17 protein-coding genes are annotated in these 15,730 nt (G+C 59.6%); 5 read left to right on the forward strand and 12 right to left on the reverse strand.

The features are described 5' to 3' along the window. Positions 1 to 12: 12 nt before the first annotated feature. The gene (locus GTP58_RS21405) at positions 13 to 438 is read left to right on the forward strand and encodes a hypothetical protein (protein WP_161079162.1); all 426 of its coding nucleotides are present in this window, start codon (positions 13 to 15) and stop codon (positions 436 to 438) included. Here GTP58_RS21405 and GTP58_RS21410 read toward each other — a convergent pair. Continuing rightward, positions 430 to 1,923 carry a sigma 54-interacting transcriptional regulator gene (locus tag GTP58_RS21410; protein WP_161079163.1) on the reverse strand — a complete coding sequence of 498 codons (1,494 nt, stop codon included), beginning with the start codon at positions 1,921 to 1,923 and terminating at the stop codon, positions 430 to 432. The genes GTP58_RS21405 and GTP58_RS21410 overlap by 9 nt on opposite strands. A 194-nt stretch (positions 1,924 to 2,117) precedes the next feature. Between GTP58_RS21410 and GTP58_RS21415 the strand changes: the two genes are divergently transcribed. From GTP58_RS21415 to GTP58_RS21425, 3 genes are all read left to right on the forward strand, one after another. After that, positions 2,118 to 4,334, forward strand: a complete 2,217-nt coding sequence (locus GTP58_RS21415) for an endonuclease/exonuclease/phosphatase family protein (RefSeq protein ID WP_161079164.1) — start codon at positions 2,118 to 2,120, stop codon at positions 4,332 to 4,334. Between the two features lie 122 nt (positions 4,335 to 4,456). Beyond that, a complete protein-coding gene (locus GTP58_RS21420; protein WP_161079165.1) occupies positions 4,457 to 5,794 on the forward strand; it encodes a hemolysin family protein in 1,338 nt (445 codons plus the stop codon). A 30-nt stretch (positions 5,795 to 5,824) separates the two neighbouring features. Continuing rightward, positions 5,825 to 6,619, forward strand: a complete 795-nt coding sequence (locus GTP58_RS21425; RefSeq protein ID WP_161079166.1) for an ABC transporter substrate-binding protein — start codon at positions 5,825 to 5,827, stop codon at positions 6,617 to 6,619. Here GTP58_RS21425 and GTP58_RS21430 read toward each other — a convergent pair. From GTP58_RS21430 to GTP58_RS21480, 11 genes are all read right to left on the reverse strand, one after another. Further along, positions 6,616 to 7,653: an AI-2E family transporter gene (locus tag GTP58_RS21430; RefSeq protein WP_161079167.1), complete on the reverse strand. Its 1,038-nt coding sequence runs from the start codon at positions 7,651 to 7,653 to the stop codon at positions 6,616 to 6,618. The two genes, GTP58_RS21425 and GTP58_RS21430, sit on opposite strands and share 4 nt — an antisense overlap. Positions 7,654 to 7,664: 11 nt before the next feature. Continuing rightward, positions 7,665 to 8,246, reverse strand: coding sequence for an SCO family protein (locus tag GTP58_RS21435; protein WP_161079168.1), 582 nt, complete (start codon positions 8,244 to 8,246; stop codon positions 7,665 to 7,667). A 3-nt stretch (positions 8,247 to 8,249) separates the two neighbouring features. Continuing rightward, positions 8,250 to 8,693: an FKBP-type peptidyl-prolyl cis-trans isomerase gene (locus GTP58_RS21440; protein ID WP_161079169.1), complete on the reverse strand. Its 444-nt coding sequence runs from the start codon at positions 8,691 to 8,693 to the stop codon at positions 8,250 to 8,252. 772 nt (positions 8,694 to 9,465) lie between these two features. Then, positions 9,466 to 9,948 carry a hypothetical protein gene (locus GTP58_RS21445; protein ID WP_161079170.1) on the reverse strand — a complete coding sequence of 161 codons (483 nt, stop codon included), beginning with the start codon at positions 9,946 to 9,948 and terminating at the stop codon, positions 9,466 to 9,468. A 145-nt stretch (positions 9,949 to 10,093) separates the two neighbouring features. Continuing rightward, positions 10,094 to 10,783 (reverse strand): TonB family protein, encoded by a 690-nt coding sequence (locus GTP58_RS21450; RefSeq protein ID WP_161079171.1) that lies wholly within the window; start codon positions 10,781 to 10,783, stop codon positions 10,094 to 10,096. Further along, positions 10,780 to 11,244 (reverse strand): hypothetical protein, encoded by a 465-nt coding sequence (locus GTP58_RS21455; RefSeq protein WP_161079172.1) that lies wholly within the window; start codon positions 11,242 to 11,244, stop codon positions 10,780 to 10,782. Before GTP58_RS21455 ends, GTP58_RS21450 begins: the two co-directional genes overlap by 4 nt. 42 nt (positions 11,245 to 11,286) lie before the next feature. Continuing rightward, a complete protein-coding gene (locus tag GTP58_RS21460) occupies positions 11,287 to 11,913 on the reverse strand; it encodes a hypothetical protein (RefSeq protein ID WP_161079173.1) in 627 nt (208 codons plus the stop codon). Positions 11,914 to 12,037: 124 nt separating this feature from the next. Next, on the reverse strand, positions 12,038 to 12,934 hold the full coding sequence (cyoE, locus tag GTP58_RS21465) for a heme o synthase (RefSeq protein ID WP_072785354.1): 897 nt from the start codon (positions 12,932 to 12,934) through the stop codon (positions 12,038 to 12,040). 13 nt (positions 12,935 to 12,947) lie between these two features. Beyond that, positions 12,948 to 14,102 (reverse strand): heme A synthase, encoded by a 1,155-nt coding sequence (locus GTP58_RS21470; protein WP_229215685.1) that lies wholly within the window; start codon positions 14,100 to 14,102, stop codon positions 12,948 to 12,950. Between the two features lie 16 nt (positions 14,103 to 14,118). Beyond that, positions 14,119 to 14,733 carry a redoxin domain-containing protein gene (locus GTP58_RS21475; RefSeq protein ID WP_161079174.1) on the reverse strand — a complete coding sequence of 205 codons (615 nt, stop codon included), beginning with the start codon at positions 14,731 to 14,733 and terminating at the stop codon, positions 14,119 to 14,121. Beyond that, positions 14,711 to 15,448: an SURF1 family protein gene (locus tag GTP58_RS21480; protein ID WP_161079348.1), complete on the reverse strand. Its 738-nt coding sequence runs from the start codon at positions 15,446 to 15,448 to the stop codon at positions 14,711 to 14,713. The genes GTP58_RS21475 and GTP58_RS21480 overlap by 23 nt, the downstream gene beginning before the upstream one ends. 32 nt (positions 15,449 to 15,480) lie before the next feature. On the opposite strand from GTP58_RS21480, the gene GTP58_RS21485 reads away from it, so the two are divergent. After that, the gene (locus GTP58_RS21485) at positions 15,481 to 15,687 is read left to right on the forward strand and encodes a twin transmembrane helix small protein (RefSeq protein WP_072785362.1); all 207 of its coding nucleotides are present in this window, start codon (positions 15,481 to 15,483) and stop codon (positions 15,685 to 15,687) included. Positions 15,688 to 15,730 lie beyond the last annotated feature (43 nt).

Here is a 15,730-nt window from a genome sequence, read left to right on the forward strand (position 1 = left end):
ACGGAGCACAGCATGTCCCTGAAATTCCCGTATGACGCAGTGATCACCGACGACGAACATTGGCAATGGCAACCAGCGGATTACCACCCTAACTGCCTGATCGATGAAACGCTGCCACTGCCCAAACAGCGGCCTGTGCTGAAGGCTGGCGATTTCATCCGGATAAGGCTGGCGGGCTGCGGCCTGGAATGTCCGGGGCCGCACAAAATCTTCTTCAAAAACAGGAGCATCTTAGGCAACCAGAGCAGTCCTTTTGAAGAACACCAGGACGAGTCGACCGTAACGTACAAACAGCCGCGGAACGGCATGTTCCGCATTGCAATCAACGAGGAGAGCGGTTTCCTCTGGCAATTCAATATCGAGTGCGGGACGCGCCACAAAAGTTTCGACCCGGAATTTCATGTCGGCACCGGCCCGGCTGATCCTGGCTCAACCTAGCCAGCCCAGGCCTTGAACGTGGCGGCGCAGCGCTTCCACGGGCGTTTGCACCTCGGCGGCACAGGCCGCCAGGTCGCCACCGCTGGCCGTCCACGCTGCATGCAACGCCTCCGGCGCAATCTGTTCCACGCGCCGGATCTGCGGATGCGCCGCCAGCAGCTTGTACATCGACGGCCGCGATACGCCCAGCAATTGCGCGGCCGCCTGAATATACCAGCCACTGTCCTGCATCGCTTTCAGCACTTGTTCATTGCCGACCTCGCTCAGCCGCCTGCGCAGGCCAGGCGCCGGTGGCGTCCCCGCCGTGGCTTGCGCCACACTGGACACTGGCCGCGCATCCACCAGTGCTGCGAACTGCGGCATGTCCCCCAGCCGCAACGACATCAGCGCGCGCTGCAGCGCATGCGCCAGCTGGCGGATATTGCCCGGCCAGTCGTAGCAGAGAAAGCCTGCAACCAGCCCCGCCGGGAGTTCCACCGCCGCCGCATCGGCCTGCTTGAGCAGATGTACCATCAGCACGCCGATATCCTCGCGCCGCGCACGCAATGGTGGCAGGCTGATCACGCAGCTCTCCAGCCGCCGCAACAGCGCCACATTGAATTCGCCGCCATATAAATCCTGGTCGGTGGCGGCAATCAGGCGGGCCGTCGAGTGCAGGTCGCGCTGTCCTCCCAGCGGCCGGTAATCCCCGGTCTCCAGGACCCGCAACAGCATCGGCTGCACCGGCGCAGGCGTATTGCCTATCTCGTCCAGAAACAGCGTCGCCCCTTGTGCTTCGGTGAACAGACCTTCACGCGCCGTATGCGCGCCACTATAGGCGCCACGGCTGGCGCCAAACAGATCAGACGCCGCCAGTGATTCGTTCAACGCCGCCATATTGACCGTCACCAAAGGCGCGTGCGCCCGCTGGCTCAGTGCGTGGATTGCGCGCGCCGCCACTTCCTTGCCAGTGCCGGTCTCTCCCAGCAGCAGCACATTGCTGCCGGTGCCCGCTACGTGGCGTATCAAGGCCCGCAGACGGATTGCCGCGCCCCCGACGCCGAGCAGACCAGGCACGCTATCCGCTTGCGGCAGACAGTGCATCCAGTGCAGGCATAACAGTACCGCGCCACCGAGACAAATCACCACGCCGCGCTCGATCTGCTCAGCGCTCAGATGGGCGGGACCATCCATCTCCAGGCTATCGATTTGTATCGCCATGCGGCTCACCGGCGGCGTCAGTACCAGGCCGCTTCCGTGCTGCGCGATGGTCAGCGGCTGGCGCGAAATGCCGCCATAACCGAGGCCAGCGCCTTCGCCGCCCGGCGCACGGAACAACGGCAAATAACGCGACAGCGCCAGCCCCGTCACCGGCGTGGCGACCACATGCTGCTCGCCGACGCGGGTGTGGTCGGGATGCCAGGCGATGGTAATCGCCAGCAAAGGATGACGATGGGGCGTGGCGTCATAAATGGGCGACGTCAGCGTGAAGTCCGAGTTCTGCATGGCATTCCATGAAGTGTAAAGAGGATGTAAAGACCTGGCGTTGACATGTCAACCCGCATGGCATTTACAACTGAAAGCGCGTATTTGACCACAAAAACCAGGCCTTGTTGCATGGCACGGGGTTTGCAAAAGAAGGCATGCGCGCCTCAGCCGGTGGCGCTTCCCCTACCGGCAACCCATTACGAGAGACTACGATGAACCACACTTTGCAAACCGACCAAGTCTTGCGCAGCAATGAAACCCTGGTTGCGCAAGACGGCAGCTGCTACCTCATCATGCAACGCGACGGCAACCTCTGCATGTACACCGGCCGTCCCGGCCAAGGCGGCGGCTGCTTCTGGGCCGCCTTGCCGGCCAGTCTGCCCAATAACGACTACTACGCCATCATGCAAGGCGATGGCAACCTCTGCGTTTATCAAGGCAAGGACCGTGAACACCGCGGCGCTTACGTGTGGGGAACGGGCGACCATCCGCAGACGGGCAGCCGCCAGTTTATCGCCGAGATCAACGCCAACAACCTGACCGTCTCGACCAACCAGCAGGGCAGCGAACACAAGCTGCTATGGGCAGCCCGCAGCTTGCGCGTGCTGACCTACAACACCCATCTCATGGAAGGCTCCAACGTCGCGGCAGGCGCCTGGTTCGCCTATAAACAGCCGGTGATTTTCCATGACGGCCTGCGGCACCAGTACATCGTCTCCCGCATCCTCAACAGCGGCGCCGATATCGTCGCGCTGCAGGAAGTCTGGTCGGAAAACCGCATGCATCAGATCTGCGCCGACCTCAAGCACAAATATCCGTACAGCGCACTCGGCAACACCGGCAACGACTCGCTGATCGCCGACCTGTACAACTATATCGACCACGGCGTCCCCGACCGCGCGGCCGGTTCCGGCGTCGTGCTGCTGAGCCGCTATCCGCTCAGCGACGTCCAATTCCACGTCTTTGACCGCCCTACCGACGACGAAGAACGGGCCGCCTCCAAAGGCGTGCTGAGCGCTGTCGCCACGATCGACGGCAAGCGGGTGCAAATCAATATGACCCATGCCTGGACCGATGCGGGCGGCCCGTCCTGCAGCAACATCGAAGATCTGGTGGCGCACCGCGACCGCAACTTGCCGGCGCTGTTCCTGGGCGACTTCAATATCCACCGGGTGCGTGACACGGCGCAGGTGAACCGCATGAACATCATCCTGAAAGAGGCTGGCGCCGAAGATGCCTGGACGCTGGTTCATGGCAACCAGCACGTCGAAACCTCGTACACCGACGACACCCGCAGCAACAACCTGGGCCAGTTCTTCAGTCCTGACCGCAATACCGAGGCCGGCGATTGCATCGACTATGTCTATGTCAAAAACATGAAAGATGCACCAACGGCGGCCGCGCTGCGGCCGTTTTCCGCCACCGTACTGCGCGACTGGAAAGTCAATCTGGACGATAAAAGCCGCCCGGACTGGTACTGGGTGCATGAGGGCGATACCAAAAACATGCCCAGCGCAGCCACCTTCGGCAACAAGATCATTGTCGCTGTCCGGCAGCAGGACGACCGCCTGCAATTGGCCCTGTTTGACCGCGACGCCAAGACCTGGGTACACAGCATGGTCAAAGATGGCGGCCAGGAACTCAAGATCGATGGCGCACCAGGCATCGTCTTATTCAACAACTGCCTCCACCTGTTCTTCCAGAAGAACAAGCAGGTGTACAAAATGGAATCCACCGACGGCATCACATGGTCGGCCAAGGATGCGCAAGGCAAAGACTTCACCAGCTCCGGCGGCGTATGCCCGGTGGTCTATCAGAACACCTTGTTTGTGTTCTGCCGCGATCCAAACGGCAACCAGATCTGCTATCACAAGTGGAGCAACCGCTGGTCCGAGCGCAAGTGGACCAACATCGATACGCGTCACGACATATCCGCAGCCGTGCTCGACAACCAGCTGTGCATCGTCAGTATCGACGCCGGCGCCAAGAGCCCGCAGGGCTTGATGCGTGCACTGACGCGCGACGGCGAGCAGTGGAAATCGGCGCAGATGGGGGATGGCATCACGACCTCTGGTCCACCGGGCATTTGCGTCAAAAACGGCCGCTTCCATGTGTTCTACCGCGAACCAAAGGGCGGTGGCATCTTCCACCGCAGCTCGGCAGATGGCATCCATTGGTCCGAGCCGGACTTCGATAGCGGCCAAGCCACCATGGATGAAGTCTGCCCATTGGCGGATGGCGACAAGATCACGCTGTTCTTCTCATTTGTGGTGAAAAACGCGACCAATTTTATCGACCGTATCGCCAGCTATCCGGATGGCGCCCTGCTCTACAAGCCGCGCGCGCTGGCCCATATGTCGTATCCGCCAGGCGTGGTGCTGGATGCTTCCGACCACTATCCTTACCAAGTGGATATCGCCTGGCCATAACCTGAAAGCAGTTGCATAAAACACCATGTCCTTTCATGGCGGCGCACGGTAGTTTTCACTACCGGAGCGCCGACTCGTTTAAGATGCGGGTTTCAATTACGGAAAACCGCCGCTCGGCCCCTATGCAAAACTTCCTGCTTGTCGTTCTCGCCATCTTTCTGGTGGCTTTGAATGGTTTCTTCGTCGCTGCTGAATTTGGCATCGTCACTCTGCGAAAAACGCGCGTGCGCGCCATCGCCAAGACTCAGGGACTCAAGGGGCGCATCCTCGGTAAGGTGCACGGCGAGCTGGACGCTTATCTGTCCGCTTGCCAGCTGGGTATTACGCTGGCCTCGCTGGGCCTGGGCTGGGTCGGTGAACCGGCCTTTGCCGGCCTGCTGGAACCACTGCTGACGCTGGTTGGCATCACGTCGCCCGAGCTGGTGCACGGCATCGCTTTCGTGTTTGCATTTGGCGTCATCTCGTTCCTGCACATCGTAGTCGGCGAACTGGCGCCCAAGTCGCTCGCGATCCGCATGCCCGAGGTGGTTGGCCTGTGGAGCGCCCTGCCGCTGTATGGCTTCTACTGGGCCATGTATCCATTCATCTGGGTGCTGAACGCCAGCGCCAACATGGTGCTGGGCCTGGCTGGCCTGGCGGGCAAAGGCAGCCACGACAGCCATTACTCCGTCGAAGAACTCAAGCTGATACTGCGTACCAGCCAGCCTGGCGAAAAATTCAATCAGGACGAACGCAATATCCTGGCCCACTCGCTCGACTTCAGCGATTTGTCGGTGTCCGATCTGATGCGCCCGATTAATGAGGTCATCAGCCTGAGCGCCAGCCGCTCGCTCAAGGACAATCTGGACGCGATGCTGCGCAACCGCTTCAGCCGCTACCCGTATTACGACAAGGATGGCGACACCGTGCTGGGCGTGGTGCACTTGAAAGATTTATTCTTTGCCATGCAGTCCGGCAAACCGATCACCGACCTGATTCCGTTTCTGCGGCCGGTGGAAACGATTTCCGCGCGCACCCCGGCGCTGGAGCAGTTCCGCCGCTTCCGCGACGGCGCGCCGCACTTTGCGATGATTGGCGAAAAAGGCAAGCGCCCGCTGGGCTTCGTCACGCTGGACAATCTGCTGGGCGCCATGGTCGGCGAGATCCACGACGAGTTCCGCCTCAACGAGAACGACTGGCTCAAGCAGCCGGACGGCACGCTGATCGGCAAAGCCAGCCTGCCGATCTTCTCGCTGGAACGCACGTTGGGCATCGATATAGAAAATGAAGAACTGGGCCTGGAAGAGGTAGAATCGGTAGGCGGCCTGATTATGCTGAAACTGGGCGATATCCCGAAACAGGGACAACGCATCAGCTTCCGCGGTTTTGATATCGTCGCCAAGAAAATGAACGGTCCGCGCATTCTGCTGGTCAAGGTGATCCCGAAAGACGATACCGAGGATAACGCCGACCAGGACTGACCGGCGCACTGGGGGCGCCAGGGAGGAGTTATGCTAGTCCGGCTTATCCTGTGCAGCGCCCTGCTCGGCCTGGGCGGTGCCGCCGCCGCGGAAAACTGCGGCCACCTGCGCAGCGCCTTCTACGAATACGGCGCGTTCTACTACAAGGCTGCCGACGGCAGCTGGACCGGCATCGACAAGGATGTCGTTGATGAAGTGGCGCGCCGCATGGGCTGCGTCATCGAAGCGTCTACCGATTCCCGTGTACGCATCTGGGCCGGCCTCACAGGCGGCAGCCTCGACATGTCGGTATCGGCCATGGCCACGCCGGACCGGGAAAAATTCGCCCGCGTGGTCCCCTACATCGCCGAACGCAATTACGTGCTGCTGCACAAGGACGTCAATGCCAGCGTCCGCAGCATGGACGATTTCCTGGCGGATCCCAGCATCAAAATCGGCGTCATCAAGTCCTTCCGCCACGGCAAAGTCTACGACGCCTGGCTGGACCGCTTGCGCGCGCAAGGACGCGTCTACGAAGCGCCGGACTATCCTGCCCTGCTGCGCCTGTTCAAAGTGGGACGGGTGCAGGCCATGATGGCGCTCAGCGTCGGCTGGTACCCGCTGGTCAAGCATCAGCAGGTGGCGGGCAGCTACCGCGTGATGGACTGGTCGCCGCAGAAGGAAGCGCTGGTGGGTGGACTGATCCTGTCGCGCCAGCGCGTGGATGCAGCGATGGCCGCGCGCTTCAGCCAGACCATTCACGCCATGCGCGAAGACGGTACGCTGAAGCGCATCTTTGAACGCCACCTCGATCCCGAACTGGCGGCCAGACTCATCAACTTCTAAAGCGCGTTGCCGGTCCAGTTGCGCAGCAGGCCCAGGCCCACTGCCAGCAGGGTCGGTCCGATGAACAGGCCGACGAAACCAAACGCCAGCACGCCGCCCATTACGCCCAGCAGCACCAGGATGAATGGCAGGCTGGAGCCGCGCGAAATCAGCACCGGCTTGACCACGTTGTCGACGCCGCTGATGACAAACATCCCCCACACAAACATGAAGATGGCCCAACCGGTGCTGCCCTGGTTGAACAGCCAGATGGTCGCGCCGCCCCAGATCAGCGGTGGTCCAACCGGTATCAGCGAGAACAGGAAAGTAGCCACTGACAGCAGCGCCACAGCCGGCACACCCGCGATCAGGAAACCGATCGCCGCCACCACCGCTTGCGCCAGCGCGGTGCCCAGCAAGCCATACATCACGCCGCGCACAGTGCGGCTGACGGTATCGGCCACGGTCACGCTTTGTTCGCCAATCAGTTTGTCCATGCCGGTAGCCAGTGCCTGCAACATGGCCTGGCCATCACGGTAAAGAAAGAAGCTGACAAACACCGCCAGGCTGACCTGCGCCACGCCACTCCCCAGCACCATGCCGCCGCCCAGCAGCAAACGGCGCGCCGGTTCCAGCAAATTCTTGGCCACGTTCATGAGCTCTTCACGGCTGTGCAGCAGCTTGCCCAGATAAGTGTAAGCTGCCTCCCCCACCACCGGGATGTCCTTCAGCCAGGCAGGTGGATCGAGCGTGCCGCTACCCAGGCCGTCCTTGATCTGGTCATAGAAATCGGAGGCGTTGCCGGCGATATTCCACGTCACCAGCGCCAATGGCACGATGATGAGCAAGGTCAGTCCTACGCTCATCACCAGCGCGGCAAGCGTGCGGCGCTGCCTGAGTTTGCCGAGCAAGCGCAGGTACAACGGCCAGCTGGAAATCGTAATGGCTGCGGCAAACAGGATCGCCGCCAGGAACGGCCGCAGCACAATCAGGCAGCCGATCACCAGCAGGATGACGGCGGCAAGGCGGGTAAAAGGCTGGAAGCGCTGTTGCATGCGTTGTCCGATCACGAGAGCAGCAGTTTAAGATCCTGAACCGTGATAGACACTGGCTGGCCCGGACGGATCAGCAGGCGTATCTTGCCCTGCTTGTCGAACACATAGCTGGCGGCGGTGTGGTCCATCGAATAGCTGCGCGGATCCTTTCCTGGCACCTTGCTGTACATGACCTTGAACTCTTTGCCCACGGCGGCAGTCTGTTCCGGCGTGCCGTACAGCCCCAGGAAGCGCTTGTCGAACACCGGCACGTACTCCGCCAGCAGCTGTTGCGTATCGCGCTCAGGATCGACCGTCACGAACAGCACCTGCACCTGGTCGGCCTGCGGACCGAGCGTCTTCATGATTTCCGACATCTCGGCCATGGTTGTCGGGCACACATCCGGGCATTGGGTATAGCCGAAGAACATGATGACCACCTTGCCCTTGAAGTCGGCCATGGTGCGCGGCTTGCCGTTGTGGTCGGTCAGCGCGAAGTCCTTGCCAAACGATGCACCGGTGAGATCGGTGCTCTTGAACGCCGGCGCCGGCTTCTCGCCGCAACCGCTCAGCAGCGATAACGCGATCAAGGCAAAAGCAAAGAGTTTTTTCATGGCTTAGCGTACGTCCAGCAGTTCAACGTCAAAGATCAGCGTGGCGTTGGGCGGGATCGGACCGATGCCATTATCGCCATAGCCCAGGCTTGGCGGTACGATCAGCGTACGCTTGCCGCCGACTTTCATACCCTGCACGCCATCGTCCCAGCCCTTGATGACCTGGCCGCCGCCGACCGGGAAGCTGAACGGCGCACGGCCAATCGAAGAATCGAACTGCGCGCCATGCTGCTGCGGCGCATCTGGCACATACAGCCAGCCCGTGTAGTTCACCACCGCCTCCGTCCCTGCCACAGCTTCCTTGCCGGTACCAACTACCGTATCGGTCTTCTGCAGGGCCGCCACCGAGGCTGAGGCTGAGGCCGAGGCTTGCTGCGGCGCCTTCGCGCGCTCACAGCCAGCCAGTAGGGAAACCGAAATCAATGCCAGGGCGAGAACTTTTTTCATCAGTGTGTGTCTTTCAGGTGAACTTGTTTTTGCTTGAGACAATCTAAGCAATATGTCGCCATTATCAACGATTGCCAAAAAGAGGCAAACATCAATGAAGTTGAGGCCAAGGCAGCACTGGAATGCAGGTTCGAGACCAAAACCTCTCTTGATCATTTGAATGGAGATGGAAAGCAGTTCCATCGCTCATCTCCATAGACCACTTCGCTCGGATTTTCCGCCCAGCAGTACTTGCCCTCCATCGCAGGAATAAAGAGAAACTCCGTGCTATTCGGAGTACGCTGTAGGCAACGTCTTGCCTCTTCAGCCAGCCGGAGAAAGTTTCCTTGCACGTAGAAGTGCACCATCTTGCGACCACTTTGATCCATGCGCCTGAGCGGTCTGCGCCAACAATTTGGACGGTGTCGCCTAGGGGCACAGTCATTTCAAATATTTTCAGATAGCATCCGCCGGGCTCGTTCTTACAGCCATGCCATACATTGGTCCGATAGGTTCGCGGCACACAGGCGTCGCCCGGTGCCTCGCATAACGTCTGAGAAGAAAGGGTAACTGCCTGACGCTGCGCAGCTTGGGCATGTACACCATAAAAGAAGAAAAGGCGCCAACCAGGTGGATAAGAAAGATATTGGCCGTGCGCTGCCCTAGAATTTTCATGTTCCAACGTGATTGAATTAACCGGCGTGGTTTAGCGGGTACAGCTTGAATAATTTTTAGCGCAATGGCTATTCTTGGACTAATGCGATCTGGCATAACCAAGTCGAACCAGTACAAATTAGGGTAAGGCGACGTTTTTCATTTGCGCCTCTGCCGCGACCTTGGATTCGAGCAGCTTCCATGATCGCTCTGCCGCAGCATATAAAACATCAGCTTTGTTGATAGCAGCAGGCCCAAGCAAGCAGGTGGCACGTAATTCAGCAGCCTTATTTCCACCAGCAATCACAGGAACGCCATCCAGTGACAACAGCTGCACCTTAAAATCGCTAGCAGCTTTCTTGCGTTCTGCCTCCAGCGATTTAGCATCGTCATCAGTCACACTGGCCTTTACCATAAATACCGAGGCTTCCGCATCTGTCCAGGCACCTGCCTTAATCAGCGCAGATTTCATCCCATCCAATCTGGCGCGATAGTGTTTATCCTGGTCTTTGAATTTGTTTAGTGCGCCATTCAACTCACCATTAAAGCCCGCCGCGTACTGCTGCGCATATTCGGGACGATCGCAGTCTTCTTTGTGGCCTGCTTGGGCGTAGGGGCTCATCAAGGAGATCGACAGTCCGATCGCAGTGTAGATTGTTCTAATGGACATAGGAGTATAGGAATTTATTTATAAAAGTGACCGCACCATAAGTGCCGCTCCTGATGGATCAATGAAGCAGCCGGTAGATGAATCCAGAAACAAAAGCTTAGCGGCCCATCTCATATTGAGCGGCGGCAGTGCCATACACAGGTTTTCCCTCAAGAAGGCTCGGCATCACTCGACAACTTTTCAAAGAGCTGACCGTGGCTTCGTCAAAGTCCCGATTCCCACTGCCTTTTTCAATTTTGATGCCCCCAATCTCCCCCTTATCAGTCGTCAGGAAACGCATGATAATTCCCTTCGCGTTCCGGGCGCTGTCAATGAATTGGACCTGATCGCCAATGGCACATGAATCAGCTATCAGAATCGGACGCGACGCGCGGCTACCCGGACTGAAATCATCAAGCTGCCATACCAGTGAATACTTCTTCCAAAAAGTACCGGGCTTTCCATCACGGGTAATCGGAGAAAACTTGCACCCAGACATGGTAGCCAACGCAGCATCGTCCAGCATCTTCCAACCGCTGGAGGTGGCGATACGCTGTCCATAAACCTTACCCTCATTGCCAATTAGCAGTTCCACTATCGACTCACCTTCCAGTTGATATGCCTGTGCTTCGCGGGGGTACTCGGTCGCCGGGCATTCATAGGCATTACCTCCCTTGTAAACCCCTGGCAATGGAGGTGGCTGCCTTACGACAATCTCGTCAGCTGCTACCTGGCGAGTAGGAAAAAGCAATAATAGAGCAGACAGCAATACAGTTGAAAAAGAAGCGCTAAAAATTATGATCTTCATACAGTCCTGAGGCAGACAGCAACGTCGTTGTGATCGCCATGCAAACTAACCACTCCCTTGCTGGTGCTCAGCGAACCTTCCGCACTTCCTTTCAATACAAACGGCAACTCGCCATTCAGACACGAAAGCTGGAAGCCGTTTCGGCTGGTAACGAACGAGGTCGGGTCGGCCCCAGCCGTTCGCCTACCGGTATTGACCAGCGAGGGATTGCTCCCGACAACGGGATAACCACAGTAACCCAAACGTACGCGCCGGCCAGAGAAGGAGACTTTACCGAGCGGCACCTCCACCGCGCCCTTGAGATCACCGTCTAGCACCAAAGGAAGGAGGCCTGATCCACAAGTCACTTTGAAGTCGCCAATGGATGCCGATCCTCCTTCAGAGACCTGGGCAGCTTGAGTGCTTAGTGCAATGAACATCGAAAAACAGATTGCCCGGCTGACGCTAGAAGTTGTAAACATCTTTGTACTCATAGGGATTTCAGATAAACAGGTGCAAGTGGGTTAAAACGGAATCGGGCAGTTTGATGCGGTCGGCTGACCGAAACTGGCCCAGCCTGATTTGGGATTGCTGTTGGCCGAAATGCTGCCTTTGTCGGGATAAAACAGGCAGTACTCGCCAGTGGCGGTGATGACGCGGTAGATGCGCTTGGGGTCGTTGGGCGCGCTGAACAGTTCGACGCGGGCGGCCTCATACCATTTCGGTTTGACCGCCGCATGGGCTGCGGCCATGCCTTTGGCCAGCCGCGTGGCTGGCGTATCCACGGGCACGCTAAAGCCTTGCCGCTGTTGGGCGCGCAGTTCACGGTCAATGGCGCCAGCGATCTTCAGCATCTGCTGTTTGACGTCTGCTGGCAGTGCAGCCTGCGGATCGGCCAGCAAGGCAAGTTCTTCAGGCGTGTCTGACGGTGCTGGTGCCGGCGCTGATTGCGTGGCTGGCACAACGGTCGCTGGCGAGGCCTCTGCTAACCGCTTCGGTGACGTCGGCGCGGCTGGCACCCGCATGGTCTGGACTGGCACCGCCTTCGGTAGTGGTGGCGCAGCTTGAAACAGCTGTATCCACACGCGCTCGTCTTGTGTCTGCCGATTGGGCACAGGACGCGTGGCAAACCACAGCAGCGTCATGTGCAACAGGACGACTGCGGTTAAACCAGCAAAGTTCCGGCGTGGATGAACAAGCATGTGGCTAGTAAGTAGTTACCAGCCGCGCAGCATAACATCTTGTTCAAAACAGAAATACGCGCTTTGTCACGCCTTAGAGCTTGATGTAGTGATCCACCAGCAGCGCCAGGAACAGCAGGCCCAGATAGACAATCGACCAGGTGAACGCCTTACGGGCGATCAGGTCAGTGTAGTGGCGGTAGATCTTCCACGCATGGCGCAGGAAGACGGCATTCAGGATGACCGCGCTGACCAGATAGATCAGGCCGCTCATCTGCACCGCAAACGGCAGCAGCGTGGTTGCTGCCAGTGCGATCGAATACAGCCAGACGTGGAACTGGGTGAACTTCATGCCGTGCGTGACCGGCAGCATCGGCAGGCCGGACTTCGCATAGTCGTCACGGCGGTACAAGGCCAGCGCCCAGAAATGCGGCGGCGTCCAGACGAAGATGATCAGCACCAGCAGCCATGCTTCCATCGGCACGTCATTGGCCACGGCTGCCCACCCCAGTGCTGGCGGCATCGCGCCCGACAACCCGCCAATCACAATATTTTGCGGCGTCGACGGCTTCAGAATCATGGTGTAGATGATGGCGTAGCCGAGGAAGGTCACAAAGGTCAGCCACATGGTCAGCGGATTGACCAGCGAGTACAGCACCCACATGCCCGCGCCGCCAATCACCAGCGCAAACACCACGGTCTGCGACACCGAGATATTCCCCAGCGCCATAGGACGGCGCGCAGTGCGCGCCATGCGCGCATCAATCTCGCGCTCGGCCAGGCAGTTGACGGCAAATGCCGCGCCCGTGAGCAGCCAGATGCCGACGGTTGCGTACAGCACCAGCGACAGCGACGGCAGGCCATCCGAGGTGCCAAGGAACATGCCGATGACGGCACAGAACACGGCCATCATGGTGACGCGCGGTTTGGTCAACGCCCAAAATTGCGAGGCGCGGTTCTGCTGTTTGCTGCTTACGGTTTGCGTGGTCATGAGCGATACTTAATCAATGCCGTACCGTCGACGTGGAGGGATGCGAGGCGCCGAATGCTGCCTTTTTTGCAATGTCGTACTGGTACTTAGCCTTGTAGTTTAACATGGTCAGCAAAAGTACCAGCAGCGCCGCCCCGGCGTTGTGCAAGACGGCGATCGTCAGCGGGAAGCTCAGGTAGATGGTGGCGATGCCCGTCAGGATCTGCGCCGCCAGCGCCAGCGCGATGTTGCGGGCGGTTTTATGCAGCACATCATGCCCCCACGCACGCCACGCCGTATAGCCCGCCACCAGCGCCACGATGATGCCGAAATTGCGGTGCACCCAGTGGATCGCGGTCAGCGCCTGGAATGGCAGGTAGTGGCCGGCGGCCGTCTTGCCCAGCTCGCGCCACAATGTGAAGCCGTGTTCGAAGTCCATGTCCGGGATCACCTGGCCGCCGCACAGCGGGAAATCGGTACACGCCAGCGTCGCGTAATTGGTGCTGGTCCAGCCGCCCAGCGCCAGCTGCGCCAGCAGCAGCGCGGCCGTCACGCCCGCCAGGATGCGGATGTTGCGCATGGCCGGCGGCGAGGCGCTGACCACGGTGCGCGGCGCGATCAGATGGTTCTGGCGGCCGCCGTACCACACCAGCATGGACAGCAAGCCCATGCCTAGCAGCAGGTGGATGGTGACGATCACCGGCTGCAGCTTCAGCGTCACGGTCCAGGCGCCAAACGCGCCCTGCAGGCAGACGAAGAAAAACAGGGCGGTCGGCAGCCAAGGCGCGTATTCGATACGCCGCGTCTTGCGCCATTGATACCAGGACTGCGCCATCATTGCGACAATCAGCACGCCGATGGTCATGGCCAGGTAGCGGTGGATCATCTCGATCCACGCCTTCACCACCGTGACCGGGCCGGTCGGCATCAGCGCCTCGGCCGCCACGATCTGCTCATGCGCCAGGAACGGGTTGGCGGCGCCATAGCAGCCCGGCCAGTCCGGGCAGCCAAGGCCGGAATCGGTCAGGCGCGTGAAGGCACCAAACACGATCAGGTCGAACGTCAGGAACACGCAGACCCACACCAGCTTGCGGTACTTACTGGCGTCCGATGAAGTCCAGACGATGGCGGCCGGCAGCAGCGCAATCAGCAGCGCCGTGATAGCCATTTGAGCAAGGGTGAGGTGCATCTGCGTTACCTATTCTTTAACCGATGGCCGAAGCCTTCAACAATTTTGCGATGTCCTTGTGGACCCGCTTGACCTTCTCGACATCGCTGGACACCGCCCCTTTCGGGAAGCGCATCATGAGATTGCCCAGCGGGTCGATCAAATATACATGGTCGGACAAACGGTCCCCACTGCCCTCCAGCGGCAGCCACTTGGCCACCACATCGGCCGGTGCGCGCAGCATGTGGGTGCCGTCGTTCACGCGCAACAGCATGGTTTCCAGCGGCTGCTCGTCGGTAATCAGCCACACGCGCTCGATACGCTCCATCTCCTTGCCCTGCATGGTGCGCAGCTGGCGCATGGCAAACAGCTGGTCCTGGCAGTCCTGCTGGCAATCGGACGGGCCTACCTTCAGCATAATCCATTTACCCTTGAAATCCTCCAGCCTGGCCGGCTTGCCGTCCAGCGTGGTGCTGGCCATGGCGGGAATCGGATAGTTGCGCGGATCGATGAGCGCGCCGTAATTGGTTGCCCCGCCTTTGGGCTTGATCACGTAATAGGTGAAGTATGACGCAATCAGCGGCGCTGCGCACACCGCCAGTACCGCAATCAGTTTCCAGCGGCCGCGTTTAGGGTTGTTTGGTTTTTCCACGTCTGAATCCGTTCACAACAAAAAAGATAACTGCCATCGCCGACAGTGCATACCACTGAAAGGCGTAGCCTTGATGTTTTTCCACGCCCAGCGACGGCGCCGGCCAGTCGCGTACCATCTGCGCATCGTCGCCGGACGGCTGGGCTGGCGCGCCTTGCTCGATCACGAAAGGCTGCATGGTCAGGCCGCTGTCCCTGGCCAGTTGCAGCGGATCGGCGTTCTGTACGATGGCGTTGGGCGTCAATGGCGGCGCGCTGCCCAGCTCCAGCACATGGCCGGCATTCAGGCGCGCAATGCCTTGCAGCGTGACCGTGCCTTCCGGCGTGGCATAGACAGGCAGCTTGTCGCGCACGGCCGGATCACGCGGCAGCCAGCCACGCTCCACCAGCACGTGCATATTCGATCCGGCAATTTTGAATGGCATCAGCAGATAGAAGCCTGCCCTGCCCTGATATGGCCGGTTGTCCAGATACACCGGCCAGCCGCGCACGAATTCGCCGCTGACGGTGACGCGGTGCCAGTCCACGGCATCGGCCGCGACGGGAGCGCCGTCCAGCATGACAGGCGCGGCATGGGCGCCCTGCGCCAGTTTTTCCTGCAGCGCTATTTTCTGCTCGGCGCGGCGCTGCTGCCAATTGCCGAGCTGTACGCCCACGACCACCACCAGCACCGTGGCCACGAAAGGAATCAATTTAAAGCGGAACGCCATTACAATGGAACCTCGATCAAACCGTCACTCCTCATGCTATGAAAATTGCTGTTGCCATCGCGTTCATCCTGATACTCGGCAGCCTGGGGGCGGCGTTCTTTTTCCTGATGCGCGACAAGGGCCGCAGCAACAACACCGTGCGCGCGCTGGCAGTGCGCGTGGCGCTGTCAATTACCCTGTTCCTGCTGATCTTGCTGGCCTATCGCCTGGGCTATATCCATCCGACAGGCATCCGTACCGCCTAACCCGCACTGCGGCCTGCAGGGGTCTGACCCCGTACGGGGTCAG

Origin of the sequence: Duganella sp. CY15W (assembly GCF_009857555.1) — a bacterium.
GTDB classification, from domain to species: domain Bacteria; phylum Pseudomonadota; class Gammaproteobacteria; order Burkholderiales; family Burkholderiaceae_D; genus Rugamonas; species Rugamonas sacchari.